Raw genomic sequence first — 22,278 nt, 5'->3', positions numbered from 1 at the left:
GGCCCCGAAACCGGGGCTCCGCCCCAGGCCCCGGGCTGGTGCTTCGCCTGGGACTCCCGGTTGGGGCTCCGCCCAGACCCCGGGCCGGGGCTCCGCCCAGACCTAGGGTTGGGGCTCTGCCTCGGTCTCTGGTCCGGGGCTCTGCCCCAGGCCCCGGGCCGGGCTTCGCCTCAGTCTCCGGGCTGGGGCTCCGCCCAGGCCCAGGGTTGGGGCTCTGCCTCGGTCTCTGGTCCGGGGCTCTGCCCCAGGCCCCGGGCCGGGCTTCGCCTCAGTCTCCGGGCTGGGGCTCCGCCCAGACCTAGGGTTGGGGCTCTGCCTCGGTCTCCGGGTCGGGGCTTTGCCTCAGACCCCGGGCCGGGCTTCGCCTCAGTCTCCGGGCTGGGGCTCCGCCCAGGCCCAGGGTCGGGGCTCTGCTCAGTCTCCGGGTCGGGGCTTTGCCTCAGACCCGGGGTTGGGGCTCCGCCTCAGATTCCGGGCTTGGGCCTTGCCCAGACCTAGGGTTGGGGCTCCGCCTCAGTCTCCGGTCCGGGGCTCTGCCCCAGTCTCCGGGCTGGGGCATCCGCCTCAGTCTCCGGTCCGGGGCTCCGCCCCAGTCTCCGGGCTGGGGCATCCGCCCAGACGCAGGGGCGGGGCTCTGCCCTAGACCCGGAGCGGGGCACCGCCCAGACCCCGGGTCGGGGCTCCGGCCCTTCCCGCGGTATCGATATGCGGTTCCGCCGCGGGGCGGGGCTTCGCCTCCAGACCTCGGGGTCCAGGGGCGGAGCCCCTGGTAACGGGAAGGGGCGGGGAGGGGAAAAGCCCACCCGCGGCACACAGCCACAACGCAAAGCACATCGGCACCACGGCACACCGGCACACCGGCACTTCGGCACGAACACCCATCGGCACCACACCGTGCACCCCCACAACCTCCTCGAGGAGAGCCGCATGCCATCCCGTACCCCCCGCATCCTGCTGAGCGCCCTCGCCACCCTCGCCACGGTGGCGGTACTGACCACGGGCCCGGCCCTCGCCACACCCGCCTCGCACTCCACCGCGGCCGGCGCCCACGCGACCGCCCAGGCGACGTGGGACACCGACCGGGCGGCGGCCGCGTATGCCGCGAACCACGGGGCCGTCACCGCGTCCGGCAGCGAGAACGACGGCACCGCGCCGGGCCTGGCCTTCGACGGCAATGGATCGACCCGCTGGGCCAGCCCGTTCACCGACGACGCGTGGATACGCGTCGACCTCGGCGCCACCATCCGGATCGACCGGGTCGTCCTGGACTGGGAGGCCGCCTACGGCAAGAAATACGTCCTGGAGGTGTCCAAGAACGGCACCGACTGGACCCCCTTCTACACGGAGGACGCCGGGACCGGAGGATCCCTCACCGCCCACACCCACCCTCAGGACGTCGTCGGACGCTACGTACGGATGCGCGGCATCGAGCGCGGCACGCCCTACGGCTACTCCCTGTACTCGTTCAAGGTGTACGGCGGAGAGCCCGCACCGGCGTCCACGACCCGGACCAATCTCGCCCTGAACCACCCCGCCTACTCCAACTACTACCAGCACGCGGGCAACTCGCCCGCCTTCGTCACCGACGGCGGCTGGCCCGCCAACCTCAAGGACGACCAGACCCGCTGGTCCAGCGACTGGAACGCCAATCGCTGGGTCTCGGTGGACCTCGGCGCGACCTCCACGATCGACACCGTCGACCTCTACTGGGAGGCGGCCTACGCCGTCGACTACCAGGTGCAGGTGTCCGACGACAATCGCACCTGGCGCACGGTCTACCAGCCCTCCGCCGCCGAGGTGGCCGCCCGCCGCGCGGATGTGAAGTCCCCCGCGGACGCGGTGGGCCGCCATGACACCGTGAAGCTGTCGCAGCCCGCCACCGGCCGCTATGTGCGGATGCTGGGGAAGGAGCGCCGCTCCTTCTACAACCCGGCCCCGGCCACCGCCCAATTCGGCTACTCCCTCTACGAGTTCCAGGTCTGGGGCACCGGCGGAAGCGCCTCCGCCGCGTACCCCGCCCTCCCCGGTGAACAGTCCGGGGCGTATCGGACGACGTTCTTCGACGACTTCACCGGTGCCTCCCTCGACCGCTCGAAGTGGCGTGTGGTGCGGACCGGCCAGGAGATGGGGTCGGTCAACGGCGAGTCGCAGGCGTATGTCGACTCCTCCGACAACATCCGCACCGAGAACGGCAATCTCGTCCTCAGGGCGAAGTACTGCAAGGGCTGCACCCAGGCGGGCGGCGGCACATACGACTTCACCTCCGGCCGCATCGACACCCACACCAAGCTGGACTTCACCTACGGGCGGGTCAGCGCCCGGATGAAGCTGCCGGTCGGCGACGGCTACTGGCCCGCGTTCTGGCTGCTGGGCAGCGATGTGGACGATCCCTCGGTGTCCTGGCCCTCCTCCGGTGAGACCGACATCATGGAGAACATCGGCTACGCCGACTGGACCAGCACCGCCCTGCACGGCCCCGGCTATTCGGCGGACGGCAACATCGGCGCCCGCCAGACCTACCCGGGCGGCGGCCGCGCCGACCAGTGGCACACCTACGCGGTGGAGTGGACACCCACCGGGATGCGCTTCCTCGTCGACGACCGGGTGGTCCAGGAGACGAGCCGCAACAAGCTCGAGTCCACCCGCGGCCAGTGGGTCTTCGGCCACAACCAGTACGTGATCCTCAACCTCGCCCTGGGCGGGGCGTACCCGGCCGGGTGGAACAAGGTCACCACCCCCTACTGGGGCCTGCCGCAGTCCAGCGTCGACCGGGTCGCGGCCGGGGGAGTGCAGGCGGAGGTGGACTGGGTGCGCGTCGAACAGAAGGGGTGAGCGCTGCATCATGGACCGTTGGCGGGCGGCCGCCGTGGCCGCCCGGCATCGGGAAGCAGCGGAAGAAGAAGGAGGAGGAGCGCCGATGAGGGTGGCGTTGCACTCGGTTCTCAAGGAGGGCCAGGAGTCCGGTTATGAACAGGTGCACGCCACGGTCCCGGAGGACCTGCTGGTGGCGCTGCGCCGGGCCGGGATCACCAACTGGCGGATCTGGCGCAGCGGACGCCATCTCTTCCACCTCGTGGACTGCGAGGACTTCGCGGCCGCGATGGCGGCGCTGGACGAGGACCCGGCCAACCAGCGCTGGCAGGAGTTCATCGGCGCGTACGTCGACCACTTCGAGGACACCGGCGGCTCCCCCGCCGAGGCGGAGCGGATGGCGCTCGGCGAGGTCTGGGAGCTGCGCGCCCAGGCCGAGGCCGCCGAGCGCGGCTAGAGGGCGCCCCCGGGGCTCCGCCCCTGGACCCCCGGGGTCTGGGGCGAAGCCCCGCCTTCCAGCCCCTCCAGGGGGCACCTCCCAGCGGTAGCTGGGGGAGCTTGAGGAGCGGGGCCTTGGGGTGGCGCCCCGCCTTCCAGCCTCTCCGGCGCTTGAGGAGCGGGGTCTTGGGGTGGCGTCTCGCCTTCCAGCCCCTCCGGCGATTGAGGAGCGGGGTCTGGGGCGGAGCCCCAGTTGTGGGAAGGGGCGGGTAGGGGACCAGCCCGCCGCAGGCGTCAGGACTGGCGTCACGACAATCGGCCGAACCGGCGGAGCCTACCGATCCGGACCGTTCGGCGCAGCCATTCATCAGACCTTGAGTACGGATGAGAACGGGGCGAACGCATCCCCGTACGACGTGGTGGCCCCGCGCGGGGGCGTGACGGAACGCAGCAAGCGCTCCGCACACACCTGCCGCGCATCCCCGACTGGAGGTCACTGAGTTGAGCCACCGACGTGTGAACAAGCGGACCCTCGCCATTTCCGGAGCCGCCATCACCGCGCTCGGGGCAGCCGCCATTCTGCTGCCCAACGCGAACGCGACCCCGGACGAGTCGTCGGGCGCCAAGACCTTCTCGTCCCCGGCCGCGGTGAAGCTCGCGAGGAGTCTCGCCTCGGACCTCGGTGACAACGGTGCGGGCTGGTACTACGACAACGGCAACCGCCAGCTGGTCATGAATGTGGTGGACGAGGACTCGGCCGAGGCCGTCCGGGCCAAGGGCGCCGTGGCGAAGGTCGTCCAGAACAGCATGGCCGACTTGAAGGCCGCCACCCAGACGCTGAGCAGCGATGCGTCGGTGCCCGGCACCGCCTGGTCGATCGACCCGGTCACCAACAAGGTCCAGGTGACCGCCGACCGGACGGTGACCGGCACGAAGTGGGACACGCTGACCAAGGCGACGGGTCAGATGGAGGGCACGGTCAGCGTCAAGCGCAGCAAGGGCGAGTTCAAGAAGTTCGACGGCGAGGAGGCGGCCCAGCCCGGCGACAACGGCGGCGCGGGCGCCGGGGACGCGGCGGGTGACGCGGGTGACGCGGGTGCCGGGGACGCCGCCGGTGCGGCAGGCGGAGCGGGTGACGCGGGCGCCGCAGGCGGTGCGGGCGACGCCGGTGCGGGCGGTGCCGGTGACGCCGCTGGTGGTGCCGGTGACGCCGGAGGCGGCGGTGACGCCGCGGCCGGTGGGCTCGACGGCGGCGATGCCATCTTCGGCGGTGGCGCCCGCTGTTCGCTGGGCTTCAACGTCAGCGTCGACGGCGCGCCGGGCTTCCTGACCGCGGGCCACTGCGGCAACGAATCCCAGACCTGGACCTCGGACGAGGCCGGTGCCCAGCAAGTGGGCACGGTGCAGGACTCCAAGTTCCCCGAGAACGACTTCGCGCTGGTGATGTACGACGACGCCACCACCCAGCCGTCCAGCACGGTCGACCTCCAGAACGGCAACACCCAGGAGATCGGGCGCGCCGTCGAGGCGAGCGTGGGCCTGAAGGTGCAGCGCTCCGGCTCCACGACCGGGGTCACCGACGGCACCGTCACCGGCCTCAACGCCACGGTGAACTACGGCAACGGCGACATCGTCAACGGCCTCATCCAGACCGATGTGTGCGCCGAGCCAGGCGACAGCGGTGGCGCGATGTTCGCCGAGGACGCGGCGGTCGGGCTGACGTCCGGCGGCAGCGGCGACTGCACCCAGGGCGGTGAGACGTTCTTCCAGCCGGTGACCGCCGCGCTGGAGGCCACCGGCGCGGTCATCGGCGCGGACGGCGGCGGCGCCGGTGGCGGTGACGCGGCCGGTGGCGCAGGCGATGCTGCCGGTGGCGCCGGTGACGCCGCGGGCGCGGGCAACGCCGGAGCCGGTGACGCGGGCGCCGGTGACGCGGGCGCCGGTGACGCGGGCGCGGCTGCCGGGGCCGGTGACATCGGCAGCGACGCGGGCCAGGGTCTCAACTGATCCGGCCCACCCCATGAACGAGGTCCCGGGCGCCCTCCTGCCCCAGTGCCCGGGGCCTCCCCCTCTCCACGACCCGCCACGACCCCTCCACGACCACCCTCCGGCCCTAGCCGGAGCCGGAGACCGGAAGCCCCGCCGCCTCCGCCGCCGCGCCGAGCACCTCGCGCAGCATGGCCGGGGTGAGCCGTCCGGTGAAGGTGTTCTGCTGGCTCACGTGGTAGCAGCCGAAGAGCGTGAGCGGCGGCCCGTCGTCGGCCGCCCGCAGCGTGGCCCGCGCGCCGTGTCCGAACACCGGCCGGGGCCGGGGCACGGCCCATCCGGCCGCCTCCAAGGCGGGCAGCACGGCCTGCCAGCCGAAGGCGCCGAGCACCACCGCGGTCCGCAGCGTCGGCCGCAGCAGCCGCAGCTCCCGGGCCAGCCACGAGCGGCAGGTGTCCCGCTCCTCGGGGGTGGGGCGGTTGGCGGGCGGGGCGCAGTGCACCGGCGAGGTGATCCTGACCCCGTACAGCTCCAGACCGTCACCGCGGTGGGTGGCGGTCGGCCGGCTGGCCAGCCCCAGGTCGTACAGCGCGGCGTACAAGAAGTCACCGGCGCGGTCGCCGGTGAACATCCGGCCCGTGCGGTTTCCACCGTGGGCGGCCGGTGCGAGTCCCACGATCGCCACCCCGGCGTCCGGTGGCCCGAACCCGGGCACCGGCCGCCCCCAGTACTCCCAGTCGGCGTAGGCCCGGCGCTTGGTGCGGGCGGCCTCCTCCCGCCACTGGACCAGCCGGGGGCAGGCGCGGCAGTCGATGACCCGTGCGTCCAGCTCGGCGAGGGTTTCGGCGCCGGGGGCCTGACGGGCGGGGTAGGAGCGGTCGGGTTCGGTGGTGGTCATGTTGGGGGCTGGTGCCCCGTGTCCTTGCGCAGGAAACGCCGCAGCCGGGTGAGCGACCAGGTGTTGATGACATCGTCCGGGGTCAGCCAGCCCCGCTGGGCCATGCCCACCCCGTACCGCATGTTGTCCAGATCCCGGGTCGAGTGGGCGTCGCTGTCCAGGGCGAACACCACCCCGTGCGACTTGGCCCGCAGGATGTTCTCGTCCGAGAGATCGAGCCGGTCCGGATGTGCGTTGATCTCCAGCGCGGTGCCGGTGCGGGCGCAGGCGGCGAACACCTCGTCCAAGTCGGCGTCGATTCCGGGCCGCTTGCCGATCAGCCGGGTGGTCGGATGGCCGATGACATGCACGTACGGATTCTCGCAGGCCCTCACCAGCCGCCGGGTCATCGCCTTGCGGTCCAGGCCGAACTGGGTGTGCACCGAGGCCACGCACAGATCGAAGTCCGCGAGGAAGTCGGGCGGCCAGTCCACGTCCCCGTCGACGTCGATGTTCAGCTCCACGCCGTGCAGCAGCCGGGTGTCCCCGCGGCGGCGGCCTCGGTCGAGCGCGCGCACCCGCTCCCGCTGGGCCAGCATCTTCTCCTCGGTCATCTGCTGCATATACAGCTTGGGCGCGTGATCGGTGATGGCGTAGTACGCGTAGCCGCGCCGCTCCGCCTTGGCGATCATGTCCTCCAGCGATTCCAGCCCGTCGGTGAGGTTGGTGTGGGTGTGCAGATCGCCCCGGAGGTTGGACTCCTCGACCAGCCGGGGGAGTTGGCCTTCGAGGGCCGCCTTGACCTCGCCCCGGTCCTCGCGCAGCGTCGGCGGGATCCAGTCCATGCCGAGCCGGGCGTAGACGTCCTCCTCGCTTCGCGAGGCGATGGTCTTGCCGCTCTTGGTTTCGAAGAGGCCGTACTCGGAGAGCTTGAGGCCATGGCGCACCGCGATCGCGCGGATGCGGATGTTGTGCGCCTTGGAGCCGGTGAAGTAGAGCAGTCCCGCGCCCCAGGAGTCCAGCGGCAGGACCCGCAGATCCACCTGGAGCCCCTTGGTGGTGCGGATCGAGGTCTTCTTCTGGCCGTGGGCGATCACCTCGGAGGTGAGCGGCAGCCGGGTGAACGCCTCCATGAACGGGCCGGATTCCTCCGCCGCCACCAGGATGTCCACATCGCCCACGGTCTCCCGCATCCGGCGCAGCGACCCGGCGTACGCACACCGTCGGCAGCCGGGCACCTTGGACAGGGCGGAGACGATGTCATCGGCCACGTCCATGGCCTCGTCGAGCGGGATGCGGTTGCCCGCGGCGCGCATCAGCCCGATGCCGTGCAGGATGTTCTCCTCGGACTTCGGCCCGAAGCCCTTGAGATCGCGCAGCTGGTGATCCTCGATGGCCTGGGCCAGCTGGTCGATCGAGGAGATCTCCAGCTCCTCGTAGAGGATCATGGCCTTCTTCGGCCCGAGCGCCGGGATGGCGGTCAGCTCCCGCACCCCGGCCGGGATCGCGGCGCGCGCCTCCTCGACGGCGGGCATGGTCCCGGTGTGCAGATACTCGACCACCTTGTCGGCGATCGACCGGCCCACATTGGGGATGTCCCGCAGCGCCTTCGCGTCGAACTGCGAGATGTCGGCCGCGTGGCCGCCGATCGCCCGGGCGGCCTTCTCGTACGCACGCGCCCGGTACGCGTCCCCGCCCGTGATCAGGAGCAGATCGGCGTATTCGCGCAGGAGGGCTTCGACCTCCTCGTTGGAGCGAGCCATGACAGCGATTTTAGTCGGCTCTGGCGATCCCGGTGAGGTGGAGGGATCCTGGTGTCAGAAGCGAAACGGCGATCCGCGCGAGTCGGGTCGACCGGTTTCTGCCGTGGGTGTCCCCGGGTTTGGGGGAGGTCATGGACGTTGGATTCCTGAAGCCGTTGTTCGACCGCCCCGGTCCATGGGCGGGCGTGTACATGGACACCTCCCGCAGCACGGAGGACGCGCCCAGGCGGCGCAGGCTGCGGGAGCGGTTCGTGGCGGATCAGCTGACCGGCCAGGGCGCCGACCGCGCCACCTGTGACGCGGTGGTCGAGCGGCTGGCCGGTGAGCAATGGGCCAGGACGTCCGCGGGGCGGGCGCTGTTCGCCACCGACGGCGAGGTGGTGCTCGACCTGCCGCTGGCCACGTCCCCGATCGATGTGGTCACGTCCTGGTCGATGCTGCCGCGAGTGGCGCCGCTGGCCGCGTTCAGGGGTGAGTGGCCGGCCTGTCTGGTGGCCTTCGTCGATCAGGCGGGGGCCGATCTGGAGCTGCGCGACGACACCGGTGCCCGGCCGGCGGGGCGCGCCGGGGGCCGCAGGGCGCATGGCCGGGGCCACCGGTCGGTGCCCGCCGACCGCCACGAGTGGCACTACCGCAACCGGGTCGGGAACACCTGGGAGCAGACCGCCGACCGCGTGGCCGACGAGCTGATGCGGCAGTGGACGGACAACGACGCCGACCTGCTGATCCTGGCCGGTGACCCGCGCGAGCGCCGGGCCGTACGCGACCGGCTGCCCGAGCCGCTGCGGGCCAGGACGGAGGAGACCCGCCACGGCAGCAGGGCCGCCGGCTGCTCGGAGCAGCTGAACGCGGAGATCGACCACGCCCGGGCGGAGTACGCCCGCGCCCATCTGGAGACCGTCCTCGACCTCTTCCGCGCCGGGCGGGGCCGCCCCGGCGGACCGGCGCTGAGCGGACACGACGGCACCGGGCCGCCGAGCAGCGGTGCGGCGGAGGGCGTACCGGCGGTGGTGGAGGCGATGCGCCGCCATCAGGCGGCCACGCTGCTGCTGGGGCACGCGGGCGGCGATATGCGCCATGAGGTGTGGATCGGTCCTGACGCCGATCAGGTGGCCGTGCAGCGCTCCCAGGCGCGCGCCATGGGCGTCAGAACACCCGAGCCCGCCCGCGCGGACGACGCGCTGATGCGGTCCGCGACGGTGGCCGACACCGAGGTGCTGGTGGTGCCAGAGGGGCTCCAGGGACCGGCCGGGGGCCTGGGCGCGGTGCTGCGCTGGCACGCCTGAACGAGGCGCCTGAACGAGGCGCGGGGACCGGGCGCGGAGCGTCGGCGCTCCGCGCCCTGGCCCTTCCGGATGCGCAGAGTTCGCCTGGAAGGGCCATTTCTCAGCGGGGCTGGTTGACATGGCTCGCTCAGCTCTCTACGGTCCGTTGGTTGTTAGGAAACCTACTTAACCAATGCTCTGCCTGCCCTCAGGGAGACATCCGTGGTCCTCCGTCCGGCACCCTTCCGGCGGCGGGCGCGAGCCCGCGTCCGACGCGCTCTGACCGCCTCGCTCGCCGTCGGCGGCCTGCTCCTCACCGTCTCCCTCACCACCGGCGCCGCGCCCCCGCGCGGCGGACCGGCGGCGGGCGGCCCGACCCCGGTGACCCGGGTGGGCGCGGCCCCGGGCACCGCCACCCCGCTCGCGGGCTTCGCCACGCAGTCCTCGGCCAAGGTGTCCGACACCCCCGCGGCCATCTCCACCCCCGGCTACCCCGCCTCCGGCTGGCACCCGGTGGGGCCCAGGTCGACGGTGCTCGCCGGGCTGCTCGCGGCCGGTGCGTACCCGGATCCGTTCTACTCGACCAACCTCGAGAAGATCCCCGCGGCCGACTTCACCGTCCCCTGGTGGTACCGCGGCGACTTCACCGTGGCCGACACCTCCCGCCGCACCTATCTGGACGTCAGCGGTGTGGTGTCCGCCGCCGATGTGTACGTCAACGGCGCCCAGGTGGCCACCAAGGACCGGATCGCCGGTGCGTACACCCGGCATGAGCTGGACGTCACCGATCTGGTCAGGGCGGGGACCAACACGGTGGCGTTCCGCGTCCAGCCCAACGATCCGCGGAAGAACCTCACGATGGGCTGGATCGACTGGCTCCAGCCCCCGCCCGACGAGAACATGGGCATCGTCCGCGATGTGCTGGTCCGCCGTGGCGGCCCGGTGGCCCTGCGCGACGCGCATGTGACGACCCGGCTGGACACCGAATCGCTCGCCTCCGCCGAGCTCACCGTCAAGGCGCGGGTCCGCAACGACTCCGCCTCGCCGGTCACCGCCACGGTCTCCGGCACGGCCGGCCCCGCCGCCATCAGCCGTACGGTGCCGCTCGCCCCGCACGAGACCAAGGCCGTCGCCTTCACCCCCGCCGACTTTCCCCAACTGCGCCTGGACCGGCCCAAGGTGTGGTGGCCCGCCGGGATGGGCGACCAGCCGCTGTACGACCTCGACCTCACCGCCACCGTCTCGGGCACTCCCTCCGACACCGCCCACCACAGCTTCGGCATCCGCGACGTCAAGGCGCCGCTCAACGCCGACGGTGCCCGCCAGTACCGCGTCAACGGACGCCCGCTGCTGATCAAGGCGGGCGGCTGGTCCCCCGATGTGTTTCTGCGCTGGGACGCCCGCTCGGTGGAGGACCGGCTGAAGTACACCCTCGACCTGGGGCTGAACACCGTCCGCCTCGAAGGCCATATCGAGCCGGACGAGTTCTTCGACCTCGCCGACCGCTATGGCGTTCTGACCCTCCCCGGCTGGGAGTGCTGTGACAAGTGGGAGGGCCAGGTCAACGGCGATGAGACGGGCGAGAAGTGGACCCCCGCCGACTACCAGGTCGCCAAGGACTCGATGGCCGCCGAGGCCGCGCGGCTGCGCGACCACCCCAGCGTCATCTCCTTCCTCATCGGCAGCGACTTCGCCCCCGACGCCACCATCGAGAAGAACTACCTGGACGCCCTCGATGCGGCGGACTGGCCGACCCCGGTGATCCCCGCCGCCTCCGCCAAGTCCTCCCCCAAGCTGGGGAAGTCCGGCATGAAGATGACCGGCCCCTACGACTGGGTGCCGCCGGACTACTGGTACGCCAAGCGGGAGGGCGGCGCCACCGGCTTCAACTCCGAGACCAGCGCCGGACCCGACATCCCCACCCTGGACACGCTCCGCCGCATGATGTCCCCGAGCGAACTGGAGACCCTGTGGCGGGATCCGTCGGCCAAGCAGTACCACCGGTCCCCGTCCGGCACCTTCGGCGACCTCAAGCTGTTCGACAACGCGCTGATCGGCCGCTACGGAAAGCCGACCGGGCTGACGGACTACGTGCGCAAGGCCGGGCTGGCGCGGTACGAGGCGGTGCGCGCCCAGTTCGAGGCGTACGCGCGCAACTTCTCCGACACCTCCCGGCCCGCCACCGGTGTCGTCCACTGGATGCTCAACAGCGGCTGGACCTCGCTGCATTGGCAGCTCTTCGACCGCTATCTGGATCAGGGCGGGGCCTACTACGGCGCCAAGAAGGCCAATGAGCCGCTGCACATCCAGTACTCCTACGACTCCCGCTCGGTGGTCGTGGTCAACAGCGAGCACACCGCCGCCACCGGCCTCACCGCCCGGGTCAGCCTCTACACCCCCGACGGCACCCGGAAGTTCGACAAGAGCGCCACCGGTCTGCGGGTGCCGGGCGACGGTGGCAAGGCCACCGCGCTCACCGTCCCGGCCGAGGTGAGCGGGGTGTCCGGTGCCTATCTGGTCAAGCTCCAGCTCACCGATGGCGCGGGCAAGGAGGTCAGCCGCAATGTGTACTGGCTCTCCACCGAGAAGGACGTGCTCGACTGGGACAACACCGACTGGTACTACACCCCCACCACCTCGTACGCGGATCTGACCGGGCTCGACGACATGGCCGAGGCGCCGGTGTCCGCCACCGCCACCACGACCGGCGGGCCGGACTCCACCGCCACCACGACCGTCACCCTGCGCAACACCGGGAGCGGACGCACACCGGCACTGCTCGTGGACGCCCATCTGGTGAACGGCTCGGGCAAGCCGGTGCTGCCCGTTCGCTGGTCGGACAACGAGGTGAGCCTGTGGCCGGGCGAGTCGGTGACGCTCACCGCCACCTATCGCACGGCTGACCTGGGCGGTTCGGCCCCCTCGGTCCGGATCTCGGGCTGGAACACCGCCACCCGCACCGTCCCCGCGGCCGCCAAGGCCCGCTGAAGGCCCATGTCCTGAAATCGTGTCGAAAGGAATTTTTTCGGCGAGTCCGATGCATGGAGCAAGTTCACACTTTTGTATGCTTTCTCCAGCGCGTCGTTCCCCCGTGTCGGACAGTCACTGTCCGTACGCTCTCGAAAGGGGCTCCATATGCACACCATGGAGGTTCGCCCGCCGGTACCCAGCCGTTCCAGCAGCAGATGGCGTCGATACGGCCGACTCGCCGCCGCCAACTTCGTCCGGGGGGCCTCGTATGCGTGCGGCACCGCGGCCATCGGTCTGATGGCGTGGTGGGTGCAGACCCGCTGACACACCCCACCCCATCACCCTGACCCGAGCCGGAGCCCCTGACCCCGATCGCCCGCGGTCCGCCGCGACGGCCGTGAGTGGCCGTCGCGGCGGCCGGACTACGCCTGCGGATGTGGCTGCGAGCGGAAGCGGGGGAAGTGCATCCCCCGGTGCTCGGCGCGTGGGGCGCCGGGTCCGCCGAGACTGGCGCGCAGCTGGATGCCGTGCATGATCTCGATGATGCCCAGCGCGAGCAGCCAGATACCGGCCACCACGGTGAGCGCCGTGATCGAGCCGAAGGGCGCCACGATCAGGATGATCCCGCCCAGGATGGTGAGCGCGCCGAGGAACACCTGCCAGCCCCGGGCGGGCATGCCCTCACCGGAGATCGCCATGGCGGTCATCATCACGCCCCGGATCAGCCAGGCGAAGCCGATCCAGAGTGCGAGCAGCAGGATCGACTGGGCCGGTCCCCGGAAGCAGAGGAGTCCCAGCATCACACTCAGCGCGCCGGTGATGAAGCTCAGCACGCGCAGCTGCCGCGGGATATGCGAACCGAAGGCCCCGGCCAGCTGGAAGATCCCGCTGATCAGCAGATACGCGCCGAACAGGACGCCGATCACCACCAGGGAGGGACCCGGCCACGCCAGCACCATGATACCGAGCGCGATCGCCACCAGACCCGCGGTCACCAGGACCTGCCAGGTGGTGTTGGACAGCATGTTCTGCATCGTGGCGTAGGGGTTGCCCGCATCGGAGGGCCGCTCTCCCGGCCGGCCGTAGGGTTCCTCTCTCGGCTGCCCGGGTCCTTGCGGACTGTCGGAGGAGTAAGTCATGGTCGTCCACCTCCTCGGGGGGACACGATGGCCGTAGTCCACAGATCCATCGTCCCTCCGTGCCGGTTCCAGCGCCTCGCGGGCGGTGGAACCGCATGGCAAGGTGGTGGTGAGGCCGTGTCCTGGTGCGCGTCATAGGGAGGCCCGACATGGACGACCGGGAGTTCTTCCAGACGGTGGCGGACCGCACCCAGCTGTCACGGCAGGAGGCGGCGGATGTCACCCGCGCCACGCTCGAGACCCTGGCGGCCCGGCTGAGCGCGGGCGAGGCCCGCGACCTGGCCCAGGAGCTGCCCGGACACCTCCGGGAGTCCCTTCGGCGCGGGCCGGGGGAGATGGAGATCTTCGACCCCGAGGAGTCGGTCCGCAGGGTGCACCTGCGCACCGGGCTGTCCGAACCCGAGGCCGACCGGGGTGTCCGGGCGGTCCTCGCCACGCTCCGGGAGGCCGTCTCCGCCGAGGAGTACGGCCACGCCATGTCCCAGCTGGGCAGCGAGTTCGCGAGGATGGCGGAGTCCGTGCGCTGATGCGCCCGCGGGCGGTGGGCTCATCCGGCCCGCCAGCCGCTCCACCGCCCGACGGTGATCTCCACGACCGGCCCGCGCGGCGGCCGGTCCCGGTACTGGACCGGGTAGGTGTCCACGAGCAGCCGGACGTAGTCAGCGGACACCGCCGACTCGTCCGCCGGTGGCAGGACGCGGGCCGTGCCGTCGGCCCGCGCCCACCACAGGTGGTCCCAGTTCTCGTCGTAGTCGTCCACCAGGAGGCATACGGCGGGGTGGGCGCGGATGTTGTCCAGGCGCTTCAGCCGTGTCGTCCGCTTCGGCTTGTGGTCGACGGCCGTCACCACGGTGTCGCCGGTCAGCGCGAAGACCACCGGCACCAGATGCGGGCGGTCCCCGGCGCCGACCGTGGCCAGCCGGGCCAGCCTGGCCCGCGCGAAGCGCTCCCGCGCCTGCTCGCTCGTCAGCTGTGGCATCGCGACCCCCGGCGGCTCACCGAAACTGGGCGGCTCACCGGAACCGGGCCGCTCACTGGAACCGGGCGGCGATCCCGGCCATCGAGTCCAGCCGTGCGAGCGTCTCCGCCTCCGGCATCGTCGGCAGATAGAACAGCGCACGCTCCACCCCGATGCGCTGATACCCCTCGGCCACCTCGGCGTCCTCGGGCATCGCGTACAACGTCACCGGCACCTCGCGGCCCGCCACCTCGCGCATCCGCTCGATCTGCGGGCGCAGCTCCTCGGGGGAGCCGCTGTTGGCCAGCCAGGCGTCGCCGATGGCGGCGATCCGCCGGAACGCGGCGTCGCCGCCACCGCCCACATAGATCGGCGGATGCGGCTGCTGGACCGGCTTGGGCCACTGGAAGACCGGGTCGAAGTTCACGAACTCCCCGTGGAATTCGGCCTTCTCCTTCGTCCAGAGCTCGCGGATGGCCCGCAGCCGCTCGTCCATCAGCCGGCCCCGGGTGGACGGATCGGTACCGTGGTTCTCCATCTCCTCGCGATTCCAGCCCGCGCCGACCCCGAAGACGGCCCGCCCGTCCGAGATCAGGTCGAGGGAGGCCACTTCCTTCGCGGTGATGATCGGGTCCCGCTGCACCAGCAGGGCGACACCGGTGCCCACCAGCAGACGCCGGGTGACCGTGGCCACCGCGGCCAGCGTCACGAACGAATCGAGGGTGCGGTAGTAGACCTCCGGCAGCTCCCCGCCACCCGGATAGGGGGTACGGCGCTCCACCGGGATATGGCTGTGCTCCGCGATGAAGAGCGCGTCGAAACCGCGCTCCTCCAGGGCCCGCCCCAGGGGAGCGGGCCGGATGCCCTGGTCGGTGACGAACGTGGATACGCCGAACTTCACTGCGGCTCCCTGGGACGGTGCGTGGATGACTGCGGGAACCACATGGGTACCCGGCCGCGCGGAAACCACAACGGTGCGCACGAGTGACACAACCGGGCAGCGGGCGGACCGCGCGGCGCGACCCCTACGACCGGGGCCCGCCCGGCCCGAGCAGAACACCGCGCCCCGCGTAGAACCGCCCGAGGTCGCCCCAGGGAACCTCGGCGAAGCGCTGGGAGCCGTCCGGGAAGCCCGATGGATTGTGCACGAGGAGATGGTCCGCGGTGGCGCCGACGGCCAGCACCAGATGGCCGCCCCGGTGCGGCGGCCGCGGGTCCAGGGTGCGCAGGGAGGGGTGGACGGAGAGCATCGCGAGCCGCCCGGCCGCGAGATGTCCCGGCAGCTCCTCGGCCGAAAGCCGTGGCCGGGACTCGGCGAACAGCTCCCAGCGCCGCCGCGCGTAGGCGGCGAACGGGGCGTAGATCAGCCCGTCCACCCGGTCCGGGTGGCGCACATACGCCCCCGCCTCGACACACTCCTCGGCGAGCGTGACCGCGGGTGGCGCGCTGCCGCGCCAGTGGTCCAGCGCCATGCGCAGACACGCCATCCCGCACAGCCGCCACGACCAGAACGCGTACTCCTCCGGGCTCGCGGCACCGGACTTCTGCCACAGCGGATCGTCGGCCGCCGACAGGGTGCCCGCGATGATGTCGGGCACCAGGTCGGGCGACTCCCACTGGGCGTAGTAGGGCACGGGGTGGATGGGGGAAACCGGGGTCTCGGGCATGCGCGCCAGTCTTCCCGAACTCCGCGCGCCACGCCCCGGCCTCCGCTCAGCCGCCCGTGGCGAAGCCCGGGAAGAGGGTCATGCCGCCGTCGACGTAGAGGGTGGTCCCCACCACGTAGTCGCACAGGTCGGAGGCCAGGACGACGGCGGCGTTCGCGATGTCCAGGGGGTCGCCGATACGGCCGTACGGGATGAGTTCCAGGAGGGAGGCGCGCGCCTCGGGGGTCTGCCAGGCGTCGCGGTTGATCGGGGTCTTGATGGCGCCCGGCGCGATCGCGTTCACCCGGATCCTGTGGGGTGCGAACTCCTGGGCCAGGGTCTGGGTCAGCATCGCCACGCCGCCCTTGGACGACGCGTAGTTCACATGGCCGGCCCAGGGGATCGTCTGGTGCACCGAGCTCATGCAGATGACCTTCCCGGCCGACCGGGACACCTCGGGGACCACGCCGCGCCGCAGGAACTCCTTGATGGCCTCCCGGGCGCACAGGAACTGGCCGGTGAGGTTGACGGAGATGACCTTCTGCCACTCCTCGAGCGTCATCTCGACCGTGGGCGCGTCCCGCTGGAGCCCCGCGTTGGCGACGAGGATGTCGATGGTGCCCAGGCGGTCGACCATGGTGGACACCATGTCGGTGACCTGGTCCTCCTGGGACACATCCGTCTGATGGGCATAGGCCCGCACACCGTGGCTCTGGATCTCGGCGACGACGGCCTCGGCGGCGGGCCGGTCACTGGCGTAGTTGACCACCACATCGGCGCCGGAGCGCCCCAGGGCGATCGCGGTGGCCTTTCCGATCCCCGAGTTCGCCCCGGTCACCAGCGCCTTCTGCCCCTTGAGGAGTTCCGGGGCATGCACCGGGGGAGGACGATCGGGATTGCTGTTCACTGGCTCGGTCTCCTTCGTCGGTCCGTCACCCACCGCCCCGACCCTCGCAGCCCGCCGGGGGACCCGTAGCCCCCCACGGCGCGACGGTCACCCGCTAAGGCGATGCACATCGTTCCAGCGGCGCAACGCGGCGACCGGCTCAGTTGGCCTCGGCCAGCGCCTGGGCGCGCAGGGTGGAGCAGGTGCGGTTGATGAGCCGTGAGACGTGCATCTGGGAGATGCCCAGGTGCTCGGCGATCCGGCTCTGTGTCATATCGCAGAAGAAACGCAGGTAAAGGATCTGCCGCTCCCGCTCCGGGAGCCGGCTCAGACCGGGGCGCACGGCCTCGCGGTCCACCACCCGATCGTACGCGGGCTCCTGGGCGCCGAGCGTGTCGGCCAGCGAGTAGCCGTCGTCGGCGCCGGTCAGCTGGGCGTCCAGGGAGAGCGGGGTGAAGCTGCCCATGGCCTCCATACCGGCCCGCACCTCCTTCTCGGTCAGCCCGGTGCGCTCGGCGATCTCCTGGGCCCGCGGCGGCCGGTCGTCCACCCCGTGGGACAGCTCGCGGTGGGCGGCCCGCACCCGGTTGCGCAGGTCCTGGACCCGGCGGGGGACATGCAGCACCCACAGGTGGTCCCGGAAGTGGCGCTTGATCTCACCGACGATGGTGGGCACCGCGAACCCGGCGAAGGCGGTGCCGTGTTCCGGGTCGTACCGCTTGACGGCCTTCACCAGGCCGAGCGCGGCCACCTGCTGGAGGTCCTCCAGGGATTCGCCGCGGTTGCGGTACTGCCGGGCCAGCCGTTCGGCCATCGGCATCCACGCCTCGACGACCCGACGGCACAGCGCCTCCTTCTCCGGCCCGTCGGGGAGCCGGGCCATTTCCGCGAACTCGGCGCTGGTGTCGGGCGCGTCGTCATGCGGGTGCTTCGTGGGGCCGGTCTGGGGCCGTGTCATGTCCTGCGTCGCGGTCGTCATGGAACACACCTCCTGCGATGGGCTGACGGGTCACCTGGGACCGGGGTGCATCGCGGGAGGTTCACGGGGGCGTGCGGGGACCGGCGCGCCGCCGCGGTCTGGAGCGTCGCAGACTGCTCCCGCGGTGCGTGCCTACGGTCCGAAGCACGGATATCCGCCTGCCCTGGGCCTCCAGGGGCAAACAAAGTTCTTCCGGACCGGTTGACGACGTGGCACACCGGTGCGAACACCCGGCCCGAGGGTCCGCCGTGCGGGCCGGGCTCAGCCCAGCAGCGCGGCCACCGTCATCAGCACCGGCGGCGCGAGCAGCGTGGACAGCAGGATCGACTCACGGGCCAGGACGGTGGCGGTCTGATACCGGGAGGCGTAGGTGAACAGGTTCTGAGCCGCCGGTAGCGCCGAGGTGACGACGGCGGCGAACAGCGCCGGACCGCTCAGTCGGAACACACCCGCCGCGATGGCCCACGCCACCACCGGCTGGGCGAAGGACTTCAGCGCCACCGACAGCAGCACCGGCCCGCGCTCCTCGCCGCGGCCGGGGAGCTGACTGCCCGGCAGCGAGATCCCGAAGGCCAGCAGTACGGCGGGCACGGCCATCCCGCCCAGCAGCGAGAGCGGTTCCACGACGGGGCCGGGGAGCCGCCAGCCCGTGGCGGACACCAGGACACCGGACAGCGAGCCGATCACGATGGGGTTCCGGAACGGGCTGGTCACCCTGCGGATCAGCGAGGGGCGGGTATCGGGGCGGGAGAGGTCGATGACCGTCAGGGCGATCGGGGTCATGACGAGTTGCTGGAAGAGCAGCACCGGGGCGATCAGGGTCGCGTCCCCCAGGACGTACATCGCGATGGGGATGCCGAGGTTGCCCGCGTTCACATAGCTCGCGCACAGCGCGCCGATCGTCGTCCGGCCGACGCTCCACCGCCGTACGGCGCCGACGGCCACGAACGTGCCCGCGACCACGAAGGTGGACAGGGCCGTCACCAGCAGCGGTGTGGAGACGACGACGGAGAGGTCGGCCTTGGAGAGCGTGGTGAACAGCAGCGCGGGGGAGGCCACGTCGAAGGAGAGCTTGGTGAGCACCTCGCGGCCGTGGACGCCCAAGGAGCGGCGGCGTCCGATGACATAGCCGGTGACGATGATGGTCGCGATGACACCGAAGCCGGTGATCACACCCCCCACGGCGCCTCCGCCCCACCGTGGCCGGAGCCGCCCGCGCGGGGTGCCGCGGGGTCTCGTCCGCTCGTCGTGGTGGTCGAGGGCCAGGGCGCGGCGGTCATCAAGGGCGTCTTCCGGGTGCGTAGGGTCAGCATGCACCCTACAAGTAATTCGGCCGCCGCGCTGTGATGTCGCTGACGAGCGGGGGTATCCGGGCTCAGGTGATGGTGAGGGTACGGCCCCGCTCGGCCAGTGAGCTGTTGCCCGCGAAGACGCGGATCTCGCCCTTCTGGAGCAGGAACCGGCCGTGCGGATCCTGGGTCCAGAAGCCCAGCTCCTCGGCGCTCAGCCGGAACCGGACCGTAGTGGCCTTGCCGGGGCCGAGGCTGACCCGGCGGAAGCCGCTGAGCCTGCGCACCGGTTGCACGATGCTCGCCACCGGATCGCGGATGTAGAGCTGCACCACCTCATCGCCCGTGCGGCGCCCGGTGTTGCGCACCGCCACCGCGACCTCGACGGTGTCACCCTCGCGCAGCGCCTCGGCCCGGATACGGCTGACGCTGAGCCGGGGTTCGCCGATGTCGAAGGTGGTGTAGCTGAGGCCGTGGCCGAACGGGAACCGCGGGCCGTGGGCCAGGTCGAGGTACTTGGAGGTGTAGTGGTTGGCCCGGTCGTAGGGGCGTCCGGTGTTCTCGTGGTTGTAGTAGACGGGGATCTGCCCGACCGTGCGCGGAAAGGTCACGGGCAGCTTGCCACCGGGGTTCACGGTGCCGAAGAGCACATCCGCGATGGCGTTGCCGCCCTCGATCCCCGGATGCCACGCCTGGAGCACGGCGGGTGTCCGGTCCAGCCAGCCCTCCATCGTCAGTGGACGCCCGCTGAGCAGGACCACCACGAACGGCGCGCGGGTGTCCGCGATCGCGGAGATCAGCCGCTCCTGATGGCCGGGCAGGCCGAGGTCGCTGCGCACGGACGCCTCCCCGCTGAGCGTCGCCGCCTCCCCGACCACCACCACGGTCACATCGGCCGCCCTCGCCGCCGAGGCCGCCCGTGCGATGCCCCGGGTGTTCCGGCCGGACGCGTCCACGCCCTCGACATGGCTGATCCGGGCCTTCGGCGCCGCGTCCCTGACCGCGTCCAGCACGGTGACCGGGCGGAACCTCTCGGCCCAGGGCCCGGCCCAGGAGCCGCGCAGATCCGTGGAGTCGGCGAAAGGCCCGACGACGGCGATCGAGCCCGACCTGTCCAGCGGGAGCGTGGACCTCTCGTTCTTGAGCAGCACCATGGTGCGCCCGGCCGCCGCGCGGGCCGCCGCCCGGGACGCCTTCGTGGGGCCGGTGATCGCCGTGTCCTCGTCCACGTAAGGGTGCTCGAACAGCCCGAGCCGGAACTTCAGCCGCAGGATGCGGGCCACCGCGTCGTCCAGCCGCTCGGTGGTGATCTCACCCCCGCGCAGCAGCCGCTTGCCGTACTCGTTGATGGTGGTGCTGGCCATCTCCATGTCGATCCCGGCGTTGAAGGCCAGTCGGGCGGCGTCGGCGCGGTCGGCGGCATAGCCGTGGACGATCATTTCCTGAACGCCGTTGTAGTCGCTGACCACGAAGCCGCCGAAGTCCCACTCCTCCTTGAGGATCTCGGTCAGCGCATGCCGGTAGCCATGGGCGGGGACCCCGCTGACGGTGTTGAAGCTCGCCATGACGGTGGCCACCCCGGCGTCCAGGGCCGCCCGGAACGGGGGGAGGTAGAAGTTGCGCAGCCGGGCCTCGGAGACATCCACCGTGTTGTAGTCGCGACCGCCCTCCACACCCCCGTAGGCGATCATGTGCTTGGCGCAGGCCGCGAGGTGGCGCCGGGAGCGCAGGTCGTCGCCCTGGTAGGCGCGGGTCTTGGCGGCCGCGAGCCGCGCCGCCAGATACGGGTCCTCGCCGTCGCCCTCGGCGATCCGCCCCCAGCGCGGTTCATGGCTGACGTCCATCATCGGTGAGAACGCCCAGTGCACCCCGTTGGAGCGGGCCTCCCGCGCCGACACCTCCGCGTCCCACTCGGCCACCGCGGGGTCGAAGGCGGCGGCCTGGGCGAGGGGGATGGGGAAGGTGGTCCACATGCCATGGATGACGTCGAGCCCGAAGACCAGCGGAATGCCCAGCCGGGACTCCTCGACGGCCATCCGCTGGAGTGTGTTGGTGGTACGGGCCCCGTAGATGTTGAGCACGGAGCCGAGCCTGCCCCTGCGGGCCGCCTTCTCCGCGGCGGCGGTCTGCCCGCCACCGGGCCCGGTGGCGCCGGTCCAGGCGAACTGCTGGAGCTGGCCGAGCTTCTCGTCGACGGACATCCGCGCCATCAGCGCCCGGATCCTGGTCTCGTACGGACCGGGCTCCCGCCCCGGCCGGGCCTCGTCGGCGGAGGGGGCGGGCGGGGCCTGGGCACGGGCGGCCGCGGCCTTGCCCGCGACGGCCGTACCCCCGGCCGCGGCGAGCACCGTACGTCTGCGCACATCGTTCATGGTCTGCGTCCTGGCCTTCGGCGATCGGTTCTCCCCGAGCCCGGTTTCCTCAAGACCATGCCGGTCGCGACCCGCGCGGGATGTGGGCCGCCACCTGGGTCTTCTGCCAACGTACGACAGGATCGCCGTCCGGGCCCCCGGTAGGTCCGGGGCCGCGTGTGCTCATCGTGTCCGGACGGCTGCGCTCCGGCACCTACCCCGCCGAGCGGTACGTCAGGCCCGGCGCTCGTCCATGCCCGCCATCAGGGCCTGGTGGCTCATCCGCACATGCTCCCGCATCACCCGCTCCGCACCGTCGCCGTCCTTGGCCTGGATCAGATTGAGGACACGGTGGTGCTCGTCGTCGGACTCGTCCAGCCGGCCGGGCCGGGACAGCGAGGTGCGCACCAGCCGGGCGTAGGCCAGCTGGTTCATCAGGGTGCGGTAGTGCGCCTCCAGCTTGCTGTTGTCCGCGCCCACCACGATCAGATCGTGGAACTCGTGGACCAGCGCCGCGTACTGCTCGGCGTCGCCGTCCCGGACGGCCGCGTCGGCCGCCTTCATATTGGCCTCGAGCCGCTCCACTTCCGGTACGTTCCCGCGGAAGGCGAGCAGCCGGGCGGCGGCGCCCTCCAACAGCTCCTTCATCTGGAACAGCTCGGTGAGCTCGCGCCGGGACGGTACGGCGACGAACGTGCCGACCCGTGGCCGCACCTCGACCAAGCCCTCGATCTGGAGCTGTTTGAGGGCCTCGCGGATGGGAGTCCGGCTGACGCCGAAGGTCTCGGACAGCGCCATCTCGGAGAGGCTGGAGCGGGGCGGCAGCTCACCACTGATGATCATCTGCCGCAGCTCTTCGGCGACCCTCGCCTGCATGCTGGTCTGCTGAAGCCGCTTCCCGGTGGGTCGTTGCATGGCAC

At 71.6% G+C, this 22,278-nt stretch carries 17 protein-coding genes; 6 read left to right on the top strand and 11 right to left on the bottom strand.

Annotation, left to right across the window (positions count from 1 at the left end; genetic code table 11):
* The first annotated feature begins 927 nt into the window (after window positions 1–927).
* The 3 genes from ACT2CW_RS05775 to ACT2CW_RS05765 all read left to right on the top strand — a co-directional run bounded on the left by ACT2CW_RS05775 (window position 928) and on the right by ACT2CW_RS05765 (window position 5,256).
* Window positions 928–2,832 (top strand): discoidin domain-containing protein, encoded by a 1,905-nt coding sequence (locus tag ACT2CW_RS05775; RefSeq protein ID WP_445515769.1) that lies wholly within the window; start codon window positions 928–930, stop codon window positions 2,830–2,832.
* Between the two features lie 85 nt (window positions 2,833–2,917).
* A complete protein-coding gene (locus tag ACT2CW_RS05770) occupies window positions 2,918–3,268 on the top strand; it encodes an L-rhamnose mutarotase (RefSeq protein ID WP_445515768.1) in 351 nt (116 codons plus the stop codon).
* Between the two features lie 497 nt (window positions 3,269–3,765).
* The gene (locus ACT2CW_RS05765) at window positions 3,766–5,256 is read left to right on the top strand and encodes a S1 family peptidase (protein WP_445515767.1); all 1,491 of its coding nucleotides are present in this window, start codon (window positions 3,766–3,768) and stop codon (window positions 5,254–5,256) included.
* A gap of 106 nt (window positions 5,257–5,362) precedes the next feature.
* Here ACT2CW_RS05765 and ACT2CW_RS05760 read toward each other — a convergent pair whose 3' ends face one another.
* Both ACT2CW_RS05760 and polX read right to left on the bottom strand, forming a co-directional pair.
* A complete protein-coding gene (locus ACT2CW_RS05760) occupies window positions 5,363–6,133 on the bottom strand; it encodes a uracil-DNA glycosylase (protein WP_445515766.1) in 771 nt (256 codons plus the stop codon).
* Entirely contained in the window at window positions 6,130–7,875 is a 1,746-nt protein-coding gene (gene polX, locus ACT2CW_RS05755) for a DNA polymerase/3'-5' exonuclease PolX (RefSeq protein ID WP_445515765.1), read from the bottom strand. The genes ACT2CW_RS05760 and polX overlap by 4 nt, the downstream gene beginning before the upstream one ends.
* Before the next feature lie 131 nt (window positions 7,876–8,006).
* Here polX and ACT2CW_RS05750 point away from each other — a divergent pair, with 131 nt between their 5' ends.
* Together ACT2CW_RS05750 and ACT2CW_RS05745 are read left to right on the top strand one after the other, a co-directional pair.
* Window positions 8,007–9,161, top strand: a complete 1,155-nt coding sequence (locus tag ACT2CW_RS05750) for a baeRF2 domain-containing protein (protein WP_138910736.1) — start codon at window positions 8,007–8,009, stop codon at window positions 9,159–9,161.
* A 201-nt stretch (window positions 9,162–9,362) separates the two neighbouring features.
* A complete protein-coding gene (locus ACT2CW_RS05745) occupies window positions 9,363–12,128 on the top strand; it encodes a glycoside hydrolase family 2 protein (RefSeq protein ID WP_445515764.1) in 2,766 nt (921 codons plus the stop codon).
* A 404-nt stretch (window positions 12,129–12,532) separates the two neighbouring features.
* Here ACT2CW_RS05745 and ACT2CW_RS05740 read toward each other — a convergent pair whose 3' ends face one another.
* Entirely contained in the window at window positions 12,533–13,249 is a 717-nt protein-coding gene (locus ACT2CW_RS05740; protein ID WP_164430703.1) for an HdeD family acid-resistance protein, read from the bottom strand.
* A 149-nt stretch (window positions 13,250–13,398) separates the two neighbouring features.
* Here ACT2CW_RS05740 and ACT2CW_RS05735 point away from each other — a divergent pair, with 149 nt between their 5' ends.
* On the top strand, window positions 13,399–13,776 hold the full coding sequence (locus ACT2CW_RS05735) for a DUF2267 domain-containing protein (protein WP_445515763.1): 378 nt from the start codon (window positions 13,399–13,401) through the stop codon (window positions 13,774–13,776).
* Between the two features lie 20 nt (window positions 13,777–13,796).
* On the opposite strand, the gene ACT2CW_RS05730 is transcribed toward ACT2CW_RS05735, so the two are convergent.
* The 8 genes from ACT2CW_RS05730 to ACT2CW_RS05695 all read right to left on the bottom strand — a co-directional run bounded on the left by ACT2CW_RS05730 (window position 13,797) and on the right by ACT2CW_RS05695 (window position 22,273).
* Window positions 13,797–14,228, bottom strand: coding sequence for a TIGR03668 family PPOX class F420-dependent oxidoreductase (locus tag ACT2CW_RS05730; RefSeq protein WP_182474062.1), 432 nt, complete (start codon window positions 14,226–14,228; stop codon window positions 13,797–13,799).
* 52 nt (window positions 14,229–14,280) lie between these two features.
* Window positions 14,281–15,108 (bottom strand): LLM class F420-dependent oxidoreductase, encoded by an 828-nt coding sequence (locus ACT2CW_RS05725; RefSeq protein WP_445515762.1) that lies wholly within the window; start codon window positions 15,106–15,108, stop codon window positions 14,281–14,283.
* A gap of 124 nt (window positions 15,109–15,232) precedes the next feature.
* Entirely contained in the window at window positions 15,233–15,874 is a 642-nt protein-coding gene (locus ACT2CW_RS05720; RefSeq protein WP_445515761.1) for a C39 family peptidase, read from the bottom strand.
* 46 nt (window positions 15,875–15,920) lie between these two features.
* Window positions 15,921–16,760 carry an SDR family oxidoreductase gene (locus ACT2CW_RS05715; RefSeq protein WP_182474059.1) on the bottom strand — a complete coding sequence of 280 codons (840 nt, stop codon included), beginning with the start codon at window positions 16,758–16,760 and terminating at the stop codon, window positions 15,921–15,923.
* Between the two features lie 139 nt (window positions 16,761–16,899).
* Entirely contained in the window at window positions 16,900–17,718 is an 819-nt protein-coding gene (locus ACT2CW_RS05710; protein ID WP_182474058.1) for a SigB/SigF/SigG family RNA polymerase sigma factor, read from the bottom strand.
* Window positions 17,719–17,979: 261 nt separating this feature from the next.
* A complete protein-coding gene (locus ACT2CW_RS05705) occupies window positions 17,980–18,900 on the bottom strand; it encodes an AEC family transporter (protein ID WP_164430689.1) in 921 nt (306 codons plus the stop codon).
* Between the two features lie 193 nt (window positions 18,901–19,093).
* Window positions 19,094–21,379, bottom strand: a complete 2,286-nt coding sequence (locus tag ACT2CW_RS05700) for a glycoside hydrolase family 3 N-terminal domain-containing protein (RefSeq protein ID WP_445515760.1) — start codon at window positions 21,377–21,379, stop codon at window positions 19,094–19,096.
* Between the two features lie 213 nt (window positions 21,380–21,592).
* The gene (locus tag ACT2CW_RS05695; protein ID WP_164430685.1) at window positions 21,593–22,273 is read right to left on the bottom strand and encodes a GntR family transcriptional regulator; all 681 of its coding nucleotides are present in this window, start codon (window positions 22,271–22,273) and stop codon (window positions 21,593–21,595) included.
* Window positions 22,274–22,278: the final 5 nt, after the last annotated feature.

This window comes from Streptomyces sp. NEAU-174 (genome assembly GCF_052665095.1).
This window is presented reverse-complemented; position numbering and strand designations above follow the sequence as displayed.